Genomic DNA, 20,944 nt, shown 5'->3' with positions numbered 1-20,944 from the left:
TAGGTCCGGCCAAATCACGTTGTTTGCGCATTCCAGGTCAGGTCATCAGGATTTGTCCTTACTTGTTTTATTATAGACGACTTTCTCCGCCGGGCAAATAACCAAAATTCATAGAAGCTGCAGCGCCTTACACAAATTTTCCGTTACGGTAATCCTCGTAGGCTTGACGAATTTGCTCCATCGTGTTCATGACGAACGGGCCGTGGGCGACGACGGGCTCGTGCAGCGGTTGTCCCGCGTACAACAAAGCACGGAGCCTGGTGACGGCCGTGATCTCAACCTCGCTCTCGCGGCTGCTCCCTGCAGAACCCAGCCACAGGACCTGGCCCTCACTGGCTTTTGTACGTTCCTTCCCGAACAACCCTTCCCCTTCCAGAATATATATAAAACCATTATAGGAGCCGGGCAGATCCTGCTTTACGGAGGCATCCGGTTCTACATTCAATTCCACCATCGTAATGGGAACAACGTTTTTCGTCGGGGACGCTACACCGCCCGATGAGCCCGAGAATACGCGGATCGTCGCTCCTTCCTCCACCCGCAAGGGCATATCCACGCTTCGAAGGTTCTGATATCGCGGCTCCATCATTTTATCCCCGCTGGGCAGATTAACCCAAAGCTGAAGGGAATGAACGGTTTCACCCTCGGCAGGATCTTCATTATGAATCACTCCGCGCCCGGCCGTCATCCACTGTGCGTCGCCGGGGAGCAGCTCGTCCTTTCCTGCGGTTTGGCTATCGTAATGCTCAAGCCTTCCCTGTATCACATACGTAACGGTTTCGATGCCGCGGTGTGGATGGTTATTGAATGAGCCTCTTTGAAACCAGTCCTCGGCAAGCATCAGGAATGGATCATATTCCTGCCAATGCCCCGGCTCCAGGATGAAGCTGTTCTGATGAGTCGGACTAATCCGGTTTTTCTTCGCAGTCCAGACACGGTGAATATCCCGCTGGAATACATGAGCTTGATCGTTCATGAACGGATGCCTCCCTTGTTTGTTCGCATTAGTGGTTGATCGAAAGCAAGGTGTTAGGATCATTATAAAAATATTACTTACTTTTATCAAGTGACTATATAATATTCTGCTAATTGGATGGCGTTCTTAGGAGAAGATGCTCTCTCCGCCCGGAAAAGGAAGAAGCCGAACGGGCAGCATGCCGTCGGCTTCTTCGTTATGTATTAAGATAAGTGCTAGAATCTTCTTTTTCCCATAATAAACGTTTTTCTCACTTTTTTAACGGCCAGCGGAACCTGTTTTTTACTTTGTTCCATCATGCTGCTGCATAGCGGACAGCTGGGAGCGGCCTCCGTTACAAATTCATCCCGGATCCAGGCGTTGCATTCGCTGTCTTTGCATTTCCAAATCTGGATTTCCTTCATTTCTTGTGTCTGTGCCTCAGAAGTCGATGTTGACATACTTGTGATTAACCCACCTTCCCAAAAATGTTGACTATTTATTATGGTACACATGAGGGCCAAAATGCAAGTCCCTTACCCATTTATTTCACAAGTGCGATCATAACAGGCAATACGATAAAGGAAGCAAGCGTGGTCCATAGAATGCACTTCGAAACGACCCTGGGCGAGGCGTTAAATCTCTCCGCTAAAATCACCGCATTGACGGCCACGGGCATCGAAGCCAAAAGCAGCATAACCGAAAACAAGATGCCTTCGATGTTCAGTACATATAACACGAAGCAGGCCACAACCGGGGCCACGAGCAATCGTACCGTCATCCCCATCCAGAACGGGGTCTGCAGCTTTGCATCCATCTCGGCGCTCTTTACGCTGACCATTTGCGCCCCTAATATGACCAATACCACCGGGGAATAAGCCGCAGCAACCAGCGAGACCCCTTTTTCAATTCCCGCCGGCAAATCCACGTCTAAAGTCCGCAGTGCGACTGCCAACATCGCCGCATAAATCGCCGGAAGTGAAAATACGGATTGAATGGCATTTTTCACAGAAAACTGGGAACGGGCGGCAAAATAGATCCCTATCGTATTCACGATAATCATTTGGATAATGACGTAAATCGATGCTTTTTCCAATCCGAGCGTTCCAAAAGCGAGCAAAACGAGCGGAAGCCCGTAATTCACAGCATTCGTGAATGTAGAGATCAAAGTCAGGCCTGCGATTTCAGAGGAGGACCATTTCAGAATTCTGCCTAATCCATTGGCAACGGCCCACATCAATATCAGATTGAGAATACAGAAGGCAAGCGTCTTGTAGATGTCGTCAAAAGAAAGATTCGCACGATTCAACGTATCCAAAATCAGAGCCGGACTTAAAAAATATAAATACAGGGTCATGAGGGGCTTCGTTTCCAGATTTCTGTACCGTCCCAGGAGGGCTCCCGCAATAACGGGAACGGACAGCGGCACAATAACTTGAAACAGAGTTGAAACAACCGTCTGAAACATGCCGGGCATCCTTTCTATTAAGTTCAATTCCTACTCAATATAATACCACTAACAAGCGTTCGTCTAAGATGAATTTTCAATAAGCCCGATAGCTGCGTCCTATAAGAAAGAGCTTCAAGAATAATAATTTCATTTAAAGAACACATTAATATCCGTTAATTAAAATAAATGGAGGTTAGGACGATGAACAAATCGCGAGCCAGTGAGATTGCTTCTTCTCCTGTTATGGCCAATGTCACTTATCAGGGGGTTCCCATTTATATTCAACAAGTAGATGAGCAGACAGAAACAGCCAGGATCTACCCCCTCAACGAGCCTGAAAATGAACAAAGTGTTCCATTAGACCTTTTGGAAGAGCATGAGGAATAAAACCTTGATTTGAATGGGCAAGGAAGAAGCCGAATAAAACAGCAAAATAAGCATAGCCACGCCGGAATCACGGCTTACTGGCTATGCTTGCTTTTTATCCTGGGGGTTCAGAATGGATTATGGACTTTTGGGGACAGATGCCGGTTTAGGCGCAGATATCGGATGCTTCATAGCATTCGCTTTATCTCTTTTGCGGGATGTGGCCAGCACAACGCCCCCGACTATAAATATAGATCCGAAGATTTGAATGGCGGTCACCGGTGTGCCCAGGAGAACAAAACCGGCGATCATGGCTACAAAGGGTTGCAGATTCAAAAATATGGATGCTTTGCCCGCACCTACACGCTTGAGCTGCATGTTCCAGATTAAACCGCACAAGCCCTGCATCACAATAGCCGTTGCGATAAGCATCACCCAAGCCCAAAGATGGGGACTGACATGGTTTAAGGGCTCCTTGATGACCGCTACCGGGATCACCATACCGGAACCGATCACAGTCGAATATACCGTAGCAACAAATGGATCGATCCGCTCTGTCAATTTACGCATCATGATGATGGATACGGCAAAAGTAAGCATAGCAAATAGGATGTATACAGTGCCTATAGAAACATTCAACCCGTCGGATTTCCCTACTACAAAGAATATGCCCAGAATCGCCACGATGGACCCTGCGATCATGCGCCCTGTAATGGCTTCCTTTAAAAACACCGACGCCAACAAAGCGATCGTAATCGGTGCAAGGGACAGGATCAGTGAGGCTGTTGTAGCGTTAACCGTTTCAAGCCCAGTAAAAAAAGCTGCCTGATTGAGCAGCGTTCCGATAAAGCCCAGCGGAATGAGCAGCAAGTAATCCCGCGGATTCAGGTACTTCAGCTTTTTGGTGCTCCATGCATAAGCGACAAGAAATAAGGACGTCATGGTCAATCGAAGTGCCGCTAGAAGCAGGGGCGGAAATTCATTCACCAATATCGAACCGAATACAAAATTGCTCCCCCAGCAAGTAACGCAAAAAAGCAGGAGTAGATATGAACGAATCATGAACCGTTTCGTCTCCTCATCTAACAAGAAATAAACCGACACTCCGAATCATACTCCCGTTTCCAGGTCCTGTCGAACAAGGAAAATGACTCGGAAAACGGATTTAGCCTTGGATTGGTTCATAAATCTTCATTATCTCCCCTAATCGGCTTATTGCTAGCTTGTATGCGTTAAAATATATGCAGCCCGTTTCCCCTGCCATTTCAGCTTTGTTTTGGTCTTCGGTACAGCTTCTTAAAGCTGGTCCAAAAAAGAGAGGCGAGGAGGATCACCAAACCTGCGGCAGCCAATACATAGGCGGAAGTTCCATGCATTTCAATGTGCGGACCCTCCGGCCAAACATGTCTTCCGGCAAGCTCTAACCCGATAAAAATCATAATCGACCAGAGAGCAAGGCCGAAAATCATCCAGACCGCCGCCTTGTTCGGCTTGAATGCCGTTTTGCGAAGTACAATCCACATGACACCGATGACGGCCAAGGATGCGATAACGTATCCGACGAGGTCGTAGAGCGATAGCAGAAGCGTACCGCCGAAGCCTTCAATCAGCTTCCATTGGAGCAGCAGGAGCGGAATCAGAAACATAAGCTTGACCCGCTCCCGCATCGTGCGTTTGGGAATTTCCTTCATTAACTCGTCGCAATAGGATTTGGGATTTGTTCCAAACACATCTTCAGAGGATTTTATAATAGAACACAGTTGATGCCGGAGGTGCCTTACTTGAACTCGTCGGCTTTTTCCGAGTCCTCCTAACGTTATTCCACCGTGTTTGCGTTTGCGATCGCCGTATCGAACGTATCTTTTTTGGGAATTGCCGCTCCGGTGTGGTCTCTGGTGTTCGGCGTGTTTTCGGCGAAAATATTGGGTGAGGGTATATATTTTAGAGAAGCGAAAAAACGTTAGAAAGGCCGCTGGAAGGAAAATAGGGATTACCCCAAGCTGCAAAGGCTGAGGGGCATCCCCTTTTTTGCTGCGATATTAGTGATGCAGAGCCGCATGACGCTTAAAGTGGTCTTCGATGACAAGGCAGGCCATGGCTTCGACTACAGGGACAATTCGCGGGCAAATGCACGGGTCATGTCTGCCCTTCGTCACAATGACTTGTTCTTCTCCGCTGGTACGGATCGTTTGCTGTGGGACAGATATCGAGGAAGTCGGCTTAACGGCAACCCTGAAGATGATTTCTTCCCCGGTGCTGATTCCTCCGAGAATGCCCCCCGAGTGGTTGCTTAAGAAACCGGACGCGTTCATCTGGTCGTTATGCTCGCTGCCCAGCATTCCGGCTGCCTCAAATCCGGCTCCGAATTCGATTCCTTTTACAGCGCCGATCGATAGCATCCCTTTGGCAAGATCCGCATCAAGCTTGTCAAACACCGGCTCTCCCAAGCCGGGGATCACCCCCCGAATCCTGCATTCCACAATGCCGCCGCAGCTGTCCCCGATCGCCGCCAAAGCTTCAATTTTCTCTATCATCCGAACCGCCGCTTCCGGGTCGCAGGCTCTGACCGCATTGCGTTCGATTTGATCCTCAATAAAGGCGGCGCATTCGATTCCGCCAATGGCCTTCGTATAGGCTACGACGCTGACGCCTCTGCGCTCAAGCAGCTTGCGCGCCACGGCACCCGCAGCCACTCTCGCGGCCGTCTCTCTGCCCGATGCTCTGCCGCTTCCCCGATGATCCCGGATGCCGTATTTTTTCAAATACGTAAAGTCGGCATGCCCCGGCCGGAAGGAATGCTGAATATCGCGATAAGCCTCGGGTCTCATATCTTTATTGTATAACGTGATAAAAAGCGGCGTTCCTGTCGTTTTGCCCTCGTAGACCCCGGATTGAATATATACCTGGTCATATTCCTTGCGGGGAGACGTTACGGAGGACTGCCCCGGTTTTCTCCGGTCCATTTGAATCTGAATGTACTGCTCGTCTATTTCCACTCCGGGCGTAACCCCGTCAATAATCACTCCGATCGACTCTCCGTGAGATTCCCCAAACGTCGTGATTTTCAGAAAATCACCGAACGAACTTCCTGCCATCGCCTTTCCCCCTTGGTATTTTGAATCCTTTTGACACCTTCGACTGGTTCCATTATAATTTCACTCATGAAATAAATGAAATCACAATATTTTAATCATGTCATAGAGGTGTTCTATATCAAAACAGTAGCGATGGAGTGGTATCGCATATTTCTGTATACCGCCAAGCTCGGTAATTTGACCAAAGCCGCACAAGCGCTTCACATTACCCAGCCTTCGGTTAGTTATGCGATCAAACAATTAGAAGAGACTCTGGGAGTAAAGCTGTTCGATCGTCTTTCCAAAGGGGTGAATTTAACATCGGAAGGCCGCGCTCTGTTCGAATATGTGGAACAGTCCTTTGCCCTGCTGGATGCCGGAGAGAAACGAATTCAGTCTCTCAGGCGCCTGACAGCCGGCGAGCTGCGGATCGGCGCAAGCGGACCGTTCATTAGGCATCTGCTGCTGCCCGCACTCGATCAGTTCCATGCCGATTATCCCGGAGTACGTATCCGTCTTTCCCAAGGCAAAACCGCCGATATCGGAAAAAGATTAAAGGACGGGCAAATTGAATTGGGTCTCGTCCATCTTCCCGTGGATGATCCCGGCCTGGAGGTGAAGCCGCTGCTGGACATCCAGGATTGTTTTGTCGTAGGGAATGCCTATCGTGCGCTATCCGGACAGCCGATTACAACCGGACAATTAGCGGAAATCCCGCTTCTCCTGCTGTCTTCGGAAAGCAGCACCAGACTATTCGTGGAGCAGTGGCTGTACGCACAGGGCTATAAGGTTGAGGCGGACATAGAATTGAACAGTATGGAGATGCTGCTTGAGCTGGCCCGGCGCGGCTACGGCACCGCCTTCGTGACCCGGTCCTTTGTCCAGCAAGAACTGGATGCCGGACAGCTGTTCGAGCTGCAAACGGTCGAGCCGATCCCGCCCCGTGCCGTTGGAATAGCCATGCTGCGCGAACATTCCCCGTCTCTCATTGCCGCACGGTTTATGGAGCTGCTTACGGCTTCTTGATTCGCTCGCGCCGCTATACACAACAAATCCCGACCATTCAACAAATGAATGATCGGGATCACGTTAACGATTTATAAATCAAGCGTTCTGTACAGCGATCTTCGCCTTAAATTCTTTGCGGCGGCGGTGCAGGATCGGCTCCGTATAACCGCTTGGCTGGTCGTATCCTTTAAACACCAGCTCGCAGGCAGCCTGAAATGCCACGGAGTGTTCAAAGTCGGCAGCCATCGGACGGTATGCGGGATCACCGGCATTCTGCTCATCCACCACCTTGGCCATACGTTGCATGGTCTCTACGATCTGCTCCTTCGTACAAATCCCGTGGTGCAGCCAGTTAGCCATGTGTTGACTGGAAATGCGCAGGGTGGCACGATCCTCCATCAGCCCCACGTTATTAATATCCGGTACCTTGGAGCAGCCAATCCCCTGCTCTACCCAGCGAACTACATAGCCCAGAATCCCTTGTGCATTGTTGTCCAGCTCCTGCTGAATTTCTTCTGGGCTCCATTCGGGGTTTTCGGCTACGGGAATGTCCAAAATATCATCCCGGAAATCTTTAATCGCTTGCTTCAATTGATTTTGAACTTCCGTTACATTCACTTGATGGTAATGGAGGGCATGCAGGGTAGCCGCTGTAGGGGAAGGCACCCACGCCGTATTGCAGCCGGCCTGCAGCTGGCCGATTTTTTGCTGCAGCATATCCTTCATCAGGTCCGGCATGGCCCACATCCCTTTGCCAATCTGGGCACGGCCCTGTAATCCGGTTGCCAGTCCGATGCTCACATTCGATTTCTCGTAGCTTTGCAGCCACCGGGATGATTTCATCGCGTTTTTCCGAATCATAGGTCCCGCTTCCAGCGAAGTATGAATTTCGTCTCCCGTACGGTCCAAAAACCCGGTATTGATAAACACAACGCGATCCTTTACTTCGCGAATACACGCCTTCAGGTTTAGAGACGTGCGGCGCTCCTCGTCCATCACCCCGATTTTCAGCGTATTGCGTTCCAAATCGAGCAGATCTTCCACACGGTCAAAAAGCTCATTGGCAAATGCCACTTCCTCGGACCCGTGCATTTTCGGTTTGACAATATAGATGGAGCCCTGGAGCGAATTCCGGTACAGGCTGTTTCTTAAAAGATCATGCTTGCCGATGAGACCCGTTACAACCGCGTCCAAAATCCCTTCGGGAATCTCCTCGCCATTGCGGTCCAGGATCGCATCAATCGTCATCAAGTGTCCCACGTTACGGACAAACAACAGGGAACGGCCGGGCAAGGTGAATTCCTCTCCTGCAGGAGACGTATATGACCGGTCGGGATTGAGCGTCCGTGTGACGGTTTTATTTCCTTTCGGGAAGGTAGCGGACAAGTTCCCCTTCATCAGCCCCAGCCAATTGCCGTATACCAATACCTTGTCCTCGGCGTCGACAGCGGCAACCGAGTCTTCACAATCCATGATCGTCGTTAACGCAGCTTCCAGAAGAATGTCTTTCACGCCAGCCTGATCGGTTCGGCCGATTGGATGGTTACGGTCGATTTGAATCTCAAAATGCAGCCCGTTATTTTGAAGCAATACGGCCGAAGGGTCCTCGGGACTTCCCTGATACCCCGCAAGCTTGGAAGCATCCTGGAGTCCGGTAGTCTCTCCGCTGCGAAGCGAAACGGCCAATTGCCCCTCAACGATCGAATACCGGACGGCTTCCCGATGTGAAGACTTTGCTAACGGAGCCGCTTGATCGAGAAAATCTCTGGCGTAGGCGATGACCTTCTCGCCACGAACCGGGTTGTAATCCGCTGTACGCTGAGCTCCTCCTTCGTCATCAATCGCATCCGTTCCGTACAGAGCGTCGTACAGGCTTCCCCAGCGCGCGTTCGCAGCGTTAAGCGCATATCTGGCATTATTGACCGGCACAACCAGCTGCGGACCCGCCTGCCGCGCAATTTCATCGTCGACCTTTTGGGTGGTAATCTGAAAATCCTCTGCTTCCGGCTCCAGATAACCGATTTCCTGCAAAAACGCCTTGTATTTTTCGAATTCAAACTCTGCTTTATGTTCCTTATGCCATTCATTTATCAATCGCTGGATTTCATCACGTTTTTTCAATAACGCCTTGTTTTTGGGTGCCAAATCATGGATCAAGGATTCAAAACCGGACCAGAACCGCTCCTGATCCACCCCGCTGCCGGGTAAAGCTTCGGAATTAATAAATTGATAAAGGGCCGGAGCAACTTGAAGATTTCCTGTTTTCACATATTGTACCATCATTCATTCTCCTTTACTTATCAAATGATTGATTAGCTCTCACTTGAATCCTCGGCCTTCCAACGGCTCGTGAAGATCTCTCCCGTCGATTCACGAACGAAATCGTTTGCAGCTGTGCCTTGTCAAATCCCGGCATCATCACTATCCGCCCTCCTTGTTCATTATTTTGAACAACGTTCTTTATTTAGCCTTGACATCATCTTCCCACAGTTTTTAGTTTGTGTCAATGAGTTTTCAGCAAAAAAAAAACAATCATCCCTTTCCCTCTCTGGCTTGGGATCGGAATGATTGTCAGACTGTGGCTTGATCTGATCATTCATCTTACATACTTGTTGACAACCGCTGCCCTAATGCGCGAATTTCACGGATCGCCTCTTCTCTCTTTCCTTCCCAGTGATGGATGGGCATGGAGCAGCTGACCGCCGCGATAATCTCGCCGCTGCGGCGGCGAACGGGTGCAGCCACACAGCAAAATCCCATTACCCCCTCCTGAATGTCCAAGGAATATCCGTTGCGGCGGACCGTTTCCAGCTCCTGCAGGAACGCCTCCCGGGAGCCGATGGTATGCACGGTAACTTTATGCAACGTTTCCTGCGGAAATATGCGGCGGACCTGTTCGGCATCCATGTCGGACATCAGAATTTTTCCCAAGCCCGTCGCATGTGCCGGGAACCGGACCCCGGGCCCGGATACCATTTGTACCGGAGACGGCGCTTCTAATTTGGCCAGATACAGTACATCGCTCCCATCTAAGCGAGCCAGCTGAACCGATTCCTGAAGCTTGCGCATCACCGGCTCGGCGGTTCGCCGGAATTCTTCAACAAGGTCGTACTGGCGGAAATAAGCACTCCCGAAATCGCCCAAGGCGCTTCCAAGGGCATAAGTCTCGTTGCGGTCCCGGTGGATCCAATGCAAACGTTCCATGGTCAGAAGAAGAGAGTACAGCGTGCTCTTGCTGATGCCCAAATGCTTGGACAGGTCGGACAGCTTCCATTTGTAGGGCTCCTCGGTTAGCAGCGTCAGTACCGCATGCGCCCGATCCAGAGCCGGAACGGCATATTTTTGCTCCATGAGTTCACTTCCTTCGATATAATAAACGTTATTCGGTATTTTAACTTGTATGATGTTAAGCCTATCACGGCTTCGGGCAACAGTCAATGTACTGATCTTTATAACGAATGCCCGGGGCGTGATGGGTGCGGCCGCCGCAGAAGACAGTTTGTGCAACAGGGTAATGCTGTCCCGAAAGAGTCGAATGGGTATGGAACTGCAGAGGGGAAACGTATGGGGAGATCCGGAGGAATGGTACCTTTTCTTGGCTGGCATGAACAAGCTTATACACAACAGACATAAAGAAATGAGAAAACTAATCCATTTCAATAAAGGATATGAAGCCGTCTTGGCGGCAGGCCGGCCAATCGTCCGACTCTCTGCACAAAGCCACAAAGCCCGACAGAGGATGCCGCTCCACCGGGCTTTGGTCTCCGTTATCTTTGAGCGACGGCCGCCGCTCGTTTAAGGGCCATGATATAGCCTGCATGCATCGCCTCATGACAGGTGCCAAACAGCAGCGCTTCGTCATGCCGCTTGAAGTCTTTAAACGGAACCGTGATTTGCTGCTCCAGCCTTCCTTGCAGACGCTGCCGGATTTGGCCTGGCTGTTCCTGCAAGAGCTTGATGAGAGACGGCAAATCCGGAGGGGCGGTTTGCCAGTCAGCCGGTTTCGTACCGTTGAGGAACATGTTCATCAACTCCTCCGGTAACCCGAGCGGTTCTCCGATTAAACGGTATGCAAACCTCTCCTGAGTGGTCAATATGTGCCCCAAATGCCAGCGGATGTTGTTGTTGAAGCCTTCCGGTATGATATCCGCCTGACTCTCGGACAACCCGGTAACGAGCTCTAATGTACGGCTTCGATGTAGTTCGATCTGGTTGAAAACGATGTGCTCCATTCAATTCTCCCCCTGAACCGCCAAATTGGATGATGCTTCTTTACCATAGTAACCTGCCGCAGACTGAAGGGCAAGCTGTTTTCTTCCGCCGCTTACGGTTTTATTCCAATCCGGCCGAACGCCGGCGCGAAATCTTCATGCCGGTCAATTTGTTCTCCGTAACCGCCGAATAATTGGGCCAATTCCGCGAAGTTCGGATTCGTCAGCAGCGTTCCGGCAATTCGCCTGGGATACTCCCGTTCCTGATGATCCGGATGGTACCGTACATACTTTTTCATTTCGATCCCACTCCTTTTTCATTCGAAGTATGATCCGTAAGCTTCTTTTCATAAACGAAGGAAACAACCGGTTATATCCCCCCGTTGTTTCCTTTATCATTTAAGACTCGATTTCAATAACGATATAATCTTTTTCCAAAGAAACCGGGAACGTCTCCGCTATATATGGCCCTTCCCGCATTTCCGTTCCGGCATGCTCCGCCAGCGAACATCCCGCCTCTACCTTGGCCTCGTACGTGCGAACCCGGGTTTTTACCGGATCGAACCAGGATTGGCCGGTTTTGACGTCGAACTCCCATTGGTGCCAGGGGCAGCGGAGTATTTCTCCTTTTCGGGAATAGCTGTAGTTACCCCGGTCCCGTGATTGAACAAATCCACTCAAAACCCCTTCACAAAGCGGTGCGCCCCCATGCGGACAGCGGTTGCGCAGAGCGAAAAATTCGCCGTTCACATTGAAAACACCGATCGAGCGCCCTCCTGCATTCACGATTTTTCGTTTTCCGGGAGGAATTTCATCTACCGTTGCAACTACATATTTTTGTACTTTAGTTTGCATCGTCACGGTCCTCCTTATCGGAAAGTCGGTAGAACGAGCGGGCGTTATCATAAAAAATCTTTTGCTTTAACGCCTCCGGGAATTTGGGCGGGAACGTCAGATCCGGCGCATCATAATCCCAGTGGGGATAGTCTGTCGCAAACATCAGCATCTCGTCCGAGCCCAAATGCCTGATGACCTGAAGCAGATATTCGGACACCGGCGGCTCCTCCATCGGCTGCGTCGTAAAACGCATATGTCCGCGGATATATTCAGACGGCTTACGCGTTAGGAAAGGCACTTCCTCGCGCAGACGCTTCCAATGCTTATCCAGCCTCCACATCAGCGAAGGCACCCAGGCGAATCCCCCTTCCAGCATCACCGTCCGCAGGTTCGGGAAGCGTTCAAAAACCCCTTCGCATACCATGCTGATCACCTGGCATTGAAATGCCTGCGCCATATTGGTATGGTCCTCGATGTAGTACGAAGGAAACCCGGAGGAGGTCGTTGCGTTACCGCCTAATCCGCCAAAATGAACGGCGATCGGCAGACCGTGGCTTTCCGCGACTTCATAAATTTTCCAATATTTCCGCCGGCCCATCGGCTCCCGGGTACGCGGCATAATCAGAACCTGGACAAAACCGGGATGGCCGGCGACCCGGTTGATTTCTTCCACCGATAGTTCGGCATTCTCGTACGGGATGACAATGGAAGCGCGCAGCCGCGGCTCCTTATCGAGCCATTCGGCAATCTGCCAGTCGTTGACCGCACGGGCCAGCGCAGCGCCGTATTCGTCGTTAAGCTGCTCCCCGACCCGGTACAGGCAGTTGAGAATGCCGCACTCCAAATTCAAGGGATCAAGCAGCTGCTCCCGCATGAAGTTGAGGTCGGAGCCGGGGATCTGACCGTTAGGAGGCCAGGAGTCCGTCCGCGTTCCGCCCGGATTGCCCTTGGGATAAGGGATATTGTTGGTGAACCCGTGGTAGCTCCGCAGGCCGACCATGTCCATATAATTTCTCCAACGCAGAGGAAGATATTGCTTCAGCACTTCATTGGAGGGAACCTCATTATGAATATCGCAGTCGATGAAACGGGCCCCGGTTTTGCGTTTGGGCTCTTTCACCAAGGAATTGAACATCGTCATGCTTCTTCCTCCTTACGGTTCATACTCACTTGACAGGATCAGAAACGGTACACCGCACGGGCGTTTTCCGTCAAAATCTTCTTCGCCAGTCCCGGCGGAAGCTTGGCCGGAAGCGCCTCTTCCTTCGTATCGAAGTGCCAGTGCGGATAATCGGTGGAAAACAGCAGCATGTCATCGGATCGCAGTTGGGCCATGGTTTGCAGCAGGTGCTCGGGCACCGGCGCTTCATCAAGCGGCTGGATCGTCAGACGGAAATGTTCCCGGATCATCTCCGAAGGGAGGCGGTCCACCCACGGCACCTCCCGGCGCAGGCCCTTCCAGTTCTTGTCGAGCCGCCACATCAACGCCGGCAGCCATGTGAAACCGCTTTCTAACAGCACGACCCGAAGTGCGGGGAACCGTTGAAACACGCCTTCGGTGATCAGACTGACGATCTGCGACTGGAAGGCTTGCGCATGGCTGACATAATCCTCAAGGTAATACGAAGGCCAACCGACCGGCATCGTCGGGTAACCGGTCATCCCGCCGGCATGAATCCCAACCGGCAGCCCATACTGCTGGGCCGCCTCGTAAATCGGCCAAAAATGCTTTTTGCCGTAAAGCATCTCGGAGCGGACGAGCAAAAGCACCTGGACAAAACCGGGGTGCCGGCCCAACCGGTGAATTTCCTCCGCCGCCTGTTCCGGATTTTGGCTGGCGACGACCATCGAGGCGCGCAGCCGCGGCTCTTTATCGAGCCATTCGGCAAGCTGCCAATCGTTAACCGCCGACGCCATGGCTTGCGCCCAATCCTCATTGTGGATCATCTGAACCCCGTAAAGACAATTAAGAATGGCATACTGTACATTCCACGGATCCAGCACCTGGCGGCGCAAGGTATCCAGATCCGAGCCCGGCGGGTGGCCGGAGGACAGCTCTGAGCCCGGTCTGGCCGAAAGGGCTGCCCCCTTCGGATAATAATTGGGCTCCAAGCCTTTGATTCCATGCTCCACGATATAATCGCGCCAGCGGTCCGTTAAGTACGGGAAAAGGGCTTGTATCGAAGGGACCGCATGGTGAACGTCACAATCAATGACCCCCGTTTGGATGAAATGGGTAGGATGTTCCCGCATCATAAGTTCATCCATCGTATACGCTCCTTTGCTTTTGAGAATCATCATCTTACTACATTCAGTATATATGATTTATTGTATACTTGTATACAATCAAATGCGGTTTTTCTTTCTGTTTTGTATGCGGATCAAACGGTTTCTGCATTAACCCAACTTATCGATTAACACGATCAACAAACTGTAAGTTGCCCATAAGCCGATACATCCAACAATACCAAGAATGAGATTTTCCCACCATTTATTCACATAATCCGGTAACATCATGCTTTTACGGGAGGTCATAAAAATAATTCCCAAAATAATGATCGGCGCGGTAATGACAGCCAAGCTGTTGCCTACGATCGTTAGAGTGACTAAATTGGGAGCAAAAGGCATGGAGAAAATAAGCGGCACAAGAAGAAGTCCCCCAATCGAAAACCATTTAAACCGGGGATCCTGTTCGGGTTTTTCATATTTCTCTCCCCGTTTGGTCGAGAGATGTACGCCATGCATTAACAGCTTAGTGAATCCGACAGAAAACGTGGGATAAGAGGTGAAGCAGACGAGAAACACGGTGATCCACAACAGAACCGGTCCAATGGGCCCCACCGCTTGTGCCATCATTGCAGCCAGGTCGACTTCGTTATGAATGACTTGCCCTTGACCGTACATGGTTTCGGCAGCTACAATCCAGATAGCCAAATTAATCACGATGATTGCAACGATACCGGTAAGGAGATCCATGATTTGCAGTTTACGCTGCCGAGGTCCTTTCCACCCTTTGTCGTTCATCAAATAGGGATACAGCAGGTTTGCAGCGGAGCCTCCGACAGCCCCGATAATCGAAACGGCGATAAGCAATGCGCCAAACGCATCATTATTGGCCGGTATCCCGAAGCTCAGACCTTCGATAAAGGCTTCCGCATTAATGCCGGTGTTCCATATGGCGTAAATAAAAGAAAGAATAATAACAATGCAAGCAGTGCGCGCTATAAATTCAAGCGCTTTCAATTGACGCTTCCGGGTTGTCACATAAATGGCCAGACCCACTCCGACAAGAGACCAAAGAAAACTGTTACCCGCCTGGCCGAACAAGTGATGTAAAGCTACACCCGCTCCACGAATCATATAAGATACGTAAACGAAACCCATGATATAAGCCGAGACGCCCAATACAATCGGAAACCCTTTCCACACGCGGTAAAAACCGTGAAAGATCGTTTCGTCTCCATGACGATTACACAATTGATACTTAGCGAGTGCATTAACAAAGAAATAGCGGCAGAATAACGCAAGGCAAAGCACCCACATCAAGTCATATCCGTAGTTGGCGCCGGATACGGACGAGTCTACCAAATCCCCTGTTCCAAGCCAAGCGAATGCAACGACTAATCCGGGCCCCATGCTTCTCAACGTTTCCAAAAAGCCTCCGCCCTTCGGCTGAAGCTCCAATTTTTCCACAGGTTTTGCCATACGCTATGCCCCTTTAACCAGTTATTGGTATTTCCCATGATACTGTGCCATACAAATTATTGTCAGTAAGCGTTTACATTTTTTTGTTACCTGTTGGATCAGCCTTAAAATTCAAGTTCATTAGACCCAATTCTGTAACCGCTTTCACTTCAAAACTCAGGTTTTCTCCTTTCTCTAGTCTTTTCAAAACGCAAACAATCCTGCTGAAAATTTAAAGCTCCCAAATGAATGCTTATATGGTTTGATCTATATATATGCACCTCCCAACACAATAGTATACTTGTATACATGAATATAACTTTCCCTTTCTGTGCTGTCAACAATGATTGTGAGATCATAGGCAAGTTGTGCAATAGTATTTCATGGTGTAAAATATTAACACAATTTGATTAGGAAGAGGTAATGACTATGGATAGCCATTTAACTCTCATCACATCCGATTTTACTCTCGAGCCTTTGGATTATTCCTCATCTTACATCCCTCTTCGTGAGGCGGTATATCAAAAACTCAAAACGGCCATCCTGGACGGTACGTTAAAACCGGGACAGCTGTTGAGCGAAAACCAGATCGCCGATAAACTTTCCGTCAGCCGCACGCCTGTCCGTGAAGCGATCCGGATTCTGGAGACGGAAAACCTGGTCACGTTTTTGCCTGGAAGAAAAGTTGTTGTCACGATGCCTACGCTCCAGGATATCCATGAAGTGTATGAGATTCGCTCCATCGTCGAAGCGGAAGCTCTACGAAGAATTACATCCAGTCATCCCGTGATCCGGCAAATGGAAGAAGCGATCGAGCGTGGGGAAGAATACCGCATGCAAGGGAATCTGCAAAAGCGGGGAGAAATGAACACCTATTTTCATCTCTCGATCATCTCTGCCCTTGAAAACCAACGGGTTCAGCAGTTCATTGATTCCCTTCACGATACGATTTCCCGTTTTCGCGTGTATTATCTGACTTTAGAGTGGGCTGTCGAGCGTGAAGACGAGCACAAAGAAATCGTTTCGCTCATCAAGCAAGGGAATACGGAACAAGCCGTAACGGTCTTAAAAAAGCATTTAGCCATCTCCAAGGAAAATTTGGTTAGCGTATTTACCCAAAAATAAACATGGATCTCTGTCGAACCGGCTGATGAAAAACGATAACGGAAAACAATTTGTATTTTATTGTATACAAGTATACACATCTTTGTGTATACTGAGAATTAATTATTTTACATCCTATCAAGCGAGCAATTCGTTCTATCGGCTTCTGACAAGTAATTTCATTATCGGTAGAGGTGGGAACCATATCACGCTATAGTCAGATCGCTCGTTCTATCGTCTTCACCTTGGCTGTTATCATCTTTTTGGTATATAAGATCGGGGACTTTCATCAGCTGGCCCCGATGATTTCCATTTTGTCCATCATTGCGATTCTGTTATCGATCCCTGCTTCCAGTTTAACCACCAAAATTTTTGCACTATTGTTTTTGGTGACGGGGACTTGGCTTGTGATGCAAAAAGGGATCGATCCTTATAATTATCTATACATTTATGGCGATATGCTCTACTTGCTTTCTTTGTTCGCCATGCTCCCGTTTCTCGCCATTCCGTTGAAATTAGGCCGTTACGACCAGTCCATTGAAGAGATCTTATCCAAAAAAACGCGAAGCGTCACTTCATTACACCGTACCATTAGTTCCATTTCGTTTTTGCTCAGCAGCATTTTGAATTTGGCCACGATTCCGATCATGTATTACAGTATTAAAGGCGCAGTAGAAAAGATCGGATTGAAACATACCGACAAATTCATGTGCTTGGCCATCCTTAACGGTTATGCGGTATCCGTCGCCTGGTCCCCATTCTCCGGCGGGGTTGCCATCGCTTTGGAAACGACGAAGGTTCCCTGGTCCAGTGTCTTCTACAAGCTGTTTATCATTGGCCTTTTGGGGTTATTCCTTAACTGGTTGATTTTTTGGTTAATTGAAAGGCGTTCAGGAAGCCGTCGGCCGGAAATTCCATCGGACGAACACCATCAGACCCTATCCGAAATGGCTTCGGCTCAAGAGTCTGAAAAAGCTGTACATCAACCGTTCATTCAAAAGCCCATCGCCAAAATATGGCAGATCGTGCTTGTCATTCTTCTGCTCATTTCCGTTAACGTGGGACTAACCGGCCTATGGTCTCTGGGGCTCGTAGTGACCACATCGATTTTGGCCTTTCCCTGTGCTTTCCTTTGGGCGTTGGCTCTAAAGCAGGGAACCGCTTTTTTGGGGGAAGCCCGTTCTTACGTCATCAATAAAATGCCCGGTATGGCGGATCAGTTTGCGATTTTCCTCAGCACCGGTTTTTTTGTTCAAGCGCTCCAATATTCCGGATACAATCATTACGTTATCGAATCTATGCTGCAATTCAATCACGCAGTTGGTTCCAGCCTCTTTTTGCTCATCGTCCCTTTGATCACACTCGGGTTCGGCTTCATGGGAATGCATCCCATCACAGCGATCACCCTTTTGGCGGAAGCGATGAATCCCCTGGCGTTGGGAATTTCGGCCGAGCACTTGGCCATTGCTTTGGTAGGGGGCGCCGTTATGACGTTTTCCATCGGCCCTTTTAGCGGAACGCTGAATATGTTTTCCGTTATTATCCGACAAGGCACATTTCGAATCGCAGCATGGAACCTTCTATACACCTTAGGTTTTTTTCTCTTTTTGGCACTGGTTCTGCTGGTTATTTAAACGCCCGACCTCCAACGGTAAATGCCCAAAGGAGTTCCTGCTCCCTTGGGCTTGTCTTATGTCCTGTGCCCTGTCCGCCAAAGCACTGCTCCTGCAAAACTATGCATTGTTATAAAGAGCGCTTCTCAATTTCCCTTTAGCCCTTTTCAACGCATTATCGATAGATTTATTACCCACGCCATGCAAGTCAGCTATTTCTTTATAGACCAAACCATCCAGCAAACCCAAAACCGCTGCCCTCTCCAAATGCGTTAAATGCGTTTTTATCAAGTCGAACAACTCATTATTCCTTGCCTTATTCATAAATATTTCTTCCGCCGATGGCGTGAAATGGGGGATGAGTTCATAACGGCTGGTCCTTTCTTGATCGCAGAAAGGAGTTTCATCTAACGACACGCTTTGATTTAAAATCTGCTGTTTTTTTCTTAAGGCTGCTTTTACGGCGTTGATGATATAATGCTTGATATGCATCTTCGCGAAACCTGAAAACGCCATTCCTTTGGCGGGGTTATACCTTTTACAAGCGATAAATAACCCGATACATCCGGCTTGATTCATATCTCCCCGCATGAGACCTGGAGCATAATACTTCTTGCTGCAATAATAAATCATCGGAAGATAACGACTTAGCAGAGAGTTGAATGCGCTCTGGTCGCCTTGAATTACACAAGCGGCCAACTCGGCATCCGTGAATTCATCCATAATTGAAGTCATCCTCCTGTTCTTTTGTTGATTTTATTTGCAACCGGATATCATGATCATTGGACGAACCGCCGGAGAGAAGAGAGATTTTCTCTAGCGCTTACGAGGTCGTCCTTTTGGTCTTGAATGTCGGAAATGGATAAAAAAGGACCCCAAAGGGTCCTGTGCTACCCATTGGCAACCCGGCTGTCATAGCTTATGCCTTAGACCCGTGGCTTTGCGTCCTTATCTTTCGATAAGTATGCCTTTATCAATGTCAATATATATGAAAACATTTTTCCCGAATAAAAACCGGATAGGGAATTAATACCATGTCCAAAGTAACATGTTATCAAAATAATTGTCAATAAAAACAAATTATCTTTTTAAAAATTATACAAATTTCTTATCCGTCATTTGTCCGGCAACAATTAAATAAGACAAGTTGACGGATCTCATTGCCTTATGTAATATAATCGTAATTAAAACAACCCGGGGAGAACCATGACATGGATCAACACATTGAATTGTTAATTGACTTATTCGACAAATATACGGACGAGCAAATCGCCGATTTATCCGACTTTTCTTATGAAGGCCGGAGCATGACCCGGGAGGAGACTCTGGTTGTCGTTTCTACCTTTCGGGCCTCACGCATCGCAAGAGGATATATCAACGGCGGCCGCACAAGACAAAATCAATCCGGCTAGTTTTAATAAACCGGCAAAGGCTGTTCGCAGCTCGTGTCGGTTTATTTTTTAGCAGAAAAATGTCAGCTTAGTCAGCAAAAAAAAAACACTCCGCGGAGTGCTATAAAATTATTGTTGATCTTCCGTTCATATAAGCGATCGGGAATTAGGTTATAACCGTTGTAGTGGAGGTAGATGAAGGGGCGAAATTGACCACTTCCAATACTACGGGAGTAGTCGCCTCAATAGGTTCGGATCCTACCGGTACTTCAATCTCAAGCTGTCCTGCCGCGCCATCCGTATACGTCACCAGGTTGTTCATTACTAAAATACCATTGACAAACACATTGACGTAACTATTGTTCGTAGCGAGTGCCGGCAGCGAGGTAGCAGCTACACCAGCATCGGTCTCAAAATCTCCTACAGCAATCGTCAATGTATTTCCGGCTGTTACCTGTGCCGCGACTTCATAAAAAAACCGCTCCACCGTAGGTACTGTTTCCGTCGTTGTTGTCGTAGTCGCCGAAGCAAAAATTTTCAAAATTCTCAGTGCCATTTCCTCACCTCCCATTCTATGATTATTATATTTCTACTTATCATAAATTTCTTAGATTAATGACCCATTTATTAAAAATCGGGCGCAGGCATGTGGATCATCGTTTAAATCACCCTTTAGTGAATCCGTTTGATCGAGAAGCCTACCGCTTCTAAAATGATTAAAGTACTTGCGTAAATCACTTCTTCATTGGAATATATCGTTAAAGCATTGGGGTTTACGTTATATATCTTTCCTTCTTGTAATACGGCATTCACATATAAATTATAATAACCCTCATCGCCCAGCTCTACGAATTCGTTTACTGGTTCCCCATCATCGTTAATAAATCGATTGGCGGGAATCATTTGGGTATTGGAAAGATCGATGTCTGTATCCGCTACGAAAAAGTATCTCCTTACATCAGGTATGATACGAATGGAAGCGTCCCCCGGAGGACCTTGCTGTCCAGGTGGCCCCTGCTGTCCGGGCGGACCCTGTTTATACACGATTTTTGTTACGATGATCTTTTTCTTGCACTTCCTTTTTCTTTTCCGGCAAGGAACCTTTTGGTTTCGCCTTATCCTTTTTTTCCTTTCCGGCACACAAACAACCGCACTTCTACGTTTACCATGTTTTTTAAATTGTCGTTTGTCGGTATAGTCCAATAAACGCTCCTCCCTCCTCCCTTAAAGCAGTTCGAAAGTATTTTGCTT

Annotated in this window: 22 protein-coding genes and 1 riboswitch; of the genes, 5 read left to right on the top strand and 17 right to left on the bottom strand. The window is 48.8% G+C overall.

Annotation, left to right across the window (positions count from 1 at the left end):
- Positions 1-127: 127 nt before the first annotated feature.
- The 3 genes from BLT35_RS08635 to BLT35_RS08625 all read right to left on the bottom strand — a co-directional run bounded on the left by BLT35_RS08635 (position 128) and on the right by BLT35_RS08625 (position 2,423).
- Positions 128-976, bottom strand: a complete 849-nt coding sequence (locus tag BLT35_RS08635) for a pirin family protein (protein ID WP_074727535.1) — start codon at positions 974-976, stop codon at positions 128-130.
- A gap of 215 nt (positions 977-1,191) precedes the next feature.
- Positions 1,192-1,416, bottom strand: coding sequence for a cold-inducible protein YdjO-related protein (locus BLT35_RS08630; RefSeq protein WP_062409044.1), 225 nt, complete (start codon positions 1,414-1,416; stop codon positions 1,192-1,194).
- A gap of 83 nt (positions 1,417-1,499) precedes the next feature.
- On the bottom strand, positions 1,500-2,423 hold the full coding sequence (locus BLT35_RS08625; RefSeq protein WP_054817909.1) for an AEC family transporter: 924 nt from the start codon (positions 2,421-2,423) through the stop codon (positions 1,500-1,502).
- Positions 2,424-2,606: 183 nt separating this feature from the next.
- On the opposite strand from BLT35_RS08625, the gene BLT35_RS08620 reads away from it, so the two are divergent.
- On the top strand, positions 2,607-2,792 hold the full coding sequence (locus BLT35_RS08620) for a small acid-soluble spore protein H (RefSeq protein WP_054817908.1): 186 nt from the start codon (positions 2,607-2,609) through the stop codon (positions 2,790-2,792).
- Positions 2,793-2,909: 117 nt separating this feature from the next.
- Here BLT35_RS08620 and BLT35_RS08615 read toward each other — a convergent pair whose 3' ends face one another.
- The 3 genes from BLT35_RS08615 to aroC form a co-directional block, all read right to left on the bottom strand.
- Positions 2,910-3,833, bottom strand: a complete 924-nt coding sequence (locus tag BLT35_RS08615) for a DMT family transporter (protein ID WP_062409045.1) — start codon at positions 3,831-3,833, stop codon at positions 2,910-2,912.
- 203 nt (positions 3,834-4,036) lie between these two features.
- Positions 4,037-4,501 (bottom strand): HAAS domain-containing protein, encoded by a 465-nt coding sequence (locus BLT35_RS08610; protein WP_175471960.1) that lies wholly within the window; start codon positions 4,499-4,501, stop codon positions 4,037-4,039.
- Positions 4,502-4,810: 309 nt separating this feature from the next.
- Entirely contained in the window at positions 4,811-5,866 is a 1,056-nt protein-coding gene (gene aroC, locus BLT35_RS08605; protein ID WP_074727533.1) for a chorismate synthase, read from the bottom strand.
- Positions 5,867-5,941: 75 nt separating this feature from the next.
- Here aroC and BLT35_RS08600 point away from each other — a divergent pair, with 75 nt between their 5' ends.
- Positions 5,942-6,871, top strand: coding sequence for a LysR family transcriptional regulator (locus tag BLT35_RS08600; RefSeq protein WP_054817906.1), 930 nt, complete (start codon positions 5,942-5,944; stop codon positions 6,869-6,871).
- 78 nt (positions 6,872-6,949) lie between these two features.
- On the opposite strand, the gene BLT35_RS08595 is transcribed toward BLT35_RS08600, so the two are convergent.
- The 8 genes from BLT35_RS08595 to BLT35_RS08560 all read right to left on the bottom strand — a co-directional run bounded on the left by BLT35_RS08595 (position 6,950) and on the right by BLT35_RS08560 (position 15,606).
- Positions 6,950-9,133: a malate synthase G gene (locus BLT35_RS08595; protein ID WP_074727532.1), complete on the bottom strand. Its 2,184-nt coding sequence runs from the start codon at positions 9,131-9,133 to the stop codon at positions 6,950-6,952.
- A 321-nt stretch (positions 9,134-9,454) separates the two neighbouring features.
- Positions 9,455-10,204 (bottom strand): IclR family transcriptional regulator, encoded by a 750-nt coding sequence (locus BLT35_RS08590; protein ID WP_054817905.1) that lies wholly within the window; start codon positions 10,202-10,204, stop codon positions 9,455-9,457.
- 416 nt (positions 10,205-10,620) lie between these two features.
- Positions 10,621-11,085: a DinB family protein gene (locus BLT35_RS08585; protein WP_074727531.1), complete on the bottom strand. Its 465-nt coding sequence runs from the start codon at positions 11,083-11,085 to the stop codon at positions 10,621-10,623.
- 92 nt (positions 11,086-11,177) lie between these two features.
- The gene (locus tag BLT35_RS08580; RefSeq protein WP_054817903.1) at positions 11,178-11,363 is read right to left on the bottom strand and encodes a hypothetical protein; all 186 of its coding nucleotides are present in this window, start codon (positions 11,361-11,363) and stop codon (positions 11,178-11,180) included.
- A 100-nt stretch (positions 11,364-11,463) separates the two neighbouring features.
- Entirely contained in the window at positions 11,464-11,919 is a 456-nt protein-coding gene (locus BLT35_RS08575; protein WP_062409050.1) for a Rieske (2Fe-2S) protein, read from the bottom strand.
- A complete protein-coding gene (locus BLT35_RS08570; RefSeq protein ID WP_074727530.1) occupies positions 11,909-13,042 on the bottom strand; it encodes an amidohydrolase family protein in 1,134 nt (377 codons plus the stop codon). Before BLT35_RS08570 ends, BLT35_RS08575 begins: the two co-directional genes overlap by 11 nt.
- A 38-nt stretch (positions 13,043-13,080) precedes the next feature.
- Entirely contained in the window at positions 13,081-14,169 is a 1,089-nt protein-coding gene (locus BLT35_RS08565) for an amidohydrolase family protein (RefSeq protein WP_212741245.1), read from the bottom strand.
- A gap of 129 nt (positions 14,170-14,298) precedes the next feature.
- The gene (locus BLT35_RS08560) at positions 14,299-15,606 is read right to left on the bottom strand and encodes an Nramp family divalent metal transporter (RefSeq protein ID WP_054817901.1); all 1,308 of its coding nucleotides are present in this window, start codon (positions 15,604-15,606) and stop codon (positions 14,299-14,301) included.
- Positions 15,607-16,014: 408 nt separating this feature from the next.
- Here BLT35_RS08560 and BLT35_RS08555 point away from each other — a divergent pair, with 408 nt between their 5' ends.
- Together BLT35_RS08555 and BLT35_RS08550 are read left to right on the top strand one after the other, a co-directional pair.
- On the top strand, positions 16,015-16,710 hold the full coding sequence (locus tag BLT35_RS08555; protein WP_062409052.1) for a GntR family transcriptional regulator: 696 nt from the start codon (positions 16,015-16,017) through the stop codon (positions 16,708-16,710).
- Between the two features lie 173 nt (positions 16,711-16,883).
- A complete protein-coding gene (locus BLT35_RS08550) occupies positions 16,884-18,323 on the top strand; it encodes a hypothetical protein (RefSeq protein WP_139170785.1) in 1,440 nt (479 codons plus the stop codon).
- A gap of 99 nt (positions 18,324-18,422) precedes the next feature.
- Here the strand turns inward: BLT35_RS08550 and BLT35_RS08545 are convergent, their stop codons facing one another.
- On the bottom strand, positions 18,423-19,025 hold the full coding sequence (locus tag BLT35_RS08545; protein ID WP_054817895.1) for a sigma-70 family RNA polymerase sigma factor: 603 nt from the start codon (positions 19,023-19,025) through the stop codon (positions 18,423-18,425).
- Positions 19,026-19,198: 173 nt separating this feature from the next.
- Positions 19,199-19,281, bottom strand: a riboswitch (cyclic di-GMP riboswitch).
- 232 nt (positions 19,282-19,513) lie between these two features.
- On the opposite strand from BLT35_RS08545, the gene BLT35_RS08540 reads away from it, so the two are divergent.
- Complete coding sequence (locus tag BLT35_RS08540) at positions 19,514-19,714, top strand: hypothetical protein (protein WP_054817894.1); 201 nt, start codon at positions 19,514-19,516, stop codon at positions 19,712-19,714.
- 145 nt (positions 19,715-19,859) lie between these two features.
- On the opposite strand, the gene BLT35_RS08535 is transcribed toward BLT35_RS08540, so the two are convergent.
- Together BLT35_RS08535 and BLT35_RS08530 are read right to left on the bottom strand one after the other, a co-directional pair.
- Positions 19,860-20,249: a DUF4183 domain-containing protein gene (locus tag BLT35_RS08535; protein WP_054817893.1), complete on the bottom strand. Its 390-nt coding sequence runs from the start codon at positions 20,247-20,249 to the stop codon at positions 19,860-19,862.
- Positions 20,250-20,365: 116 nt separating this feature from the next.
- Positions 20,366-20,896 carry a DUF4183 domain-containing protein gene (locus BLT35_RS08530; protein WP_083351240.1) on the bottom strand — a complete coding sequence of 177 codons (531 nt, stop codon included), beginning with the start codon at positions 20,894-20,896 and terminating at the stop codon, positions 20,366-20,368.
- Positions 20,897-20,944 lie beyond the last annotated feature (48 nt).

It is taken from the genome of Paenibacillus naphthalenovorans (genome assembly GCF_900099895.1).
GTDB lineage: Bacteria > Bacillota > Bacilli > Paenibacillales > NBRC-103111 > Paenibacillus_G > Paenibacillus_G naphthalenovorans.
The sequence above is the reverse complement of the archived record's forward strand: the minus strand, read 5'-3'. Positions and strand labels throughout refer to the sequence as shown.

What these genes read in the sequence shown, in the direction of transcription:
- BLT35_RS08635 (WP_074727535.1), bottom strand. Translation starts at nt 976, where the DNA reads ATGAACGATCAAGCTCATGTATTCCAGCGGGATATTCACCGTGTCTGG.
- BLT35_RS08630 (WP_062409044.1), bottom strand. Translation starts at nt 1,416, where the DNA reads ATGTCAACATCGACTTCTGAGGCACAGACACAAGAAATGAAGGAAATC.
- BLT35_RS08625 (WP_054817909.1), bottom strand. Translation starts at nt 2,423, where the DNA reads ATGTTTCAGACGGTTGTTTCAACTCTGTTTCAAGTTATTGTGCCGCTG.
- BLT35_RS08620 (WP_054817908.1), top strand. Translation starts at nt 2,607, where the DNA reads ATGAACAAATCGCGAGCCAGTGAGATTGCTTCTTCTCCTGTTATGGCC.
- BLT35_RS08615 (WP_062409045.1), bottom strand. Translation starts at nt 3,833, where the DNA reads ATGATTCGTTCATATCTACTCCTGCTTTTTTGCGTTACTTGCTGGGGG.
- aroC (WP_074727533.1), bottom strand. Translation starts at nt 5,866, where the DNA reads ATGGCAGGAAGTTCGTTCGGTGATTTTCTGAAAATCACGACGTTTGGG.
- BLT35_RS08600 (WP_054817906.1), top strand. Translation starts at nt 5,942, where the DNA reads ATGAAATCACAATATTTTAATCATGTCATAGAGGTGTTCTATATCAAA.
- BLT35_RS08595 (WP_074727532.1), bottom strand. Translation starts at nt 9,133, where the DNA reads ATGGTACAATATGTGAAAACAGGAAATCTTCAAGTTGCTCCGGCCCTT.
- BLT35_RS08590 (WP_054817905.1), bottom strand. Translation starts at nt 10,204, where the DNA reads ATGGAGCAAAAATATGCCGTTCCGGCTCTGGATCGGGCGCATGCGGTA.
- BLT35_RS08585 (WP_074727531.1), bottom strand. Translation starts at nt 11,085, where the DNA reads ATGGAGCACATCGTTTTCAACCAGATCGAACTACATCGAAGCCGTACA.
- BLT35_RS08580 (WP_054817903.1), bottom strand. Translation starts at nt 11,363, where the DNA reads ATGAAAAAGTATGTACGGTACCATCCGGATCATCAGGAACGGGAGTAT.
- BLT35_RS08575 (WP_062409050.1), bottom strand. Translation starts at nt 11,919, where the DNA reads ATGCAAACTAAAGTACAAAAATATGTAGTTGCAACGGTAGATGAAATT.
- BLT35_RS08570 (WP_074727530.1), bottom strand. Translation starts at nt 13,042, where the DNA reads ATGACGATGTTCAATTCCTTGGTGAAAGAGCCCAAACGCAAAACCGGG.
- BLT35_RS08565 (WP_212741245.1), bottom strand. Translation starts at nt 14,169, where the DNA reads ATGGATGAACTTATGATGCGGGAACATCCTACCCATTTCATCCAAACG.
- BLT35_RS08560 (WP_054817901.1), bottom strand. Translation starts at nt 15,606, where the DNA reads ATGGCAAAACCTGTGGAAAAATTGGAGCTTCAGCCGAAGGGCGGAGGC.
- BLT35_RS08555 (WP_062409052.1), top strand. Translation starts at nt 16,015, where the DNA reads ATGGATAGCCATTTAACTCTCATCACATCCGATTTTACTCTCGAGCCT.
- BLT35_RS08545 (WP_054817895.1), bottom strand. Translation starts at nt 19,025, where the DNA reads ATGGATGAATTCACGGATGCCGAGTTGGCCGCTTGTGTAATTCAAGGC.
- BLT35_RS08540 (WP_054817894.1), top strand. Translation starts at nt 19,514, where the DNA reads ATGGATCAACACATTGAATTGTTAATTGACTTATTCGACAAATATACG.
- BLT35_RS08535 (WP_054817893.1), bottom strand. Translation starts at nt 20,249, where the DNA reads ATGGCACTGAGAATTTTGAAAATTTTTGCTTCGGCGACTACGACAACA.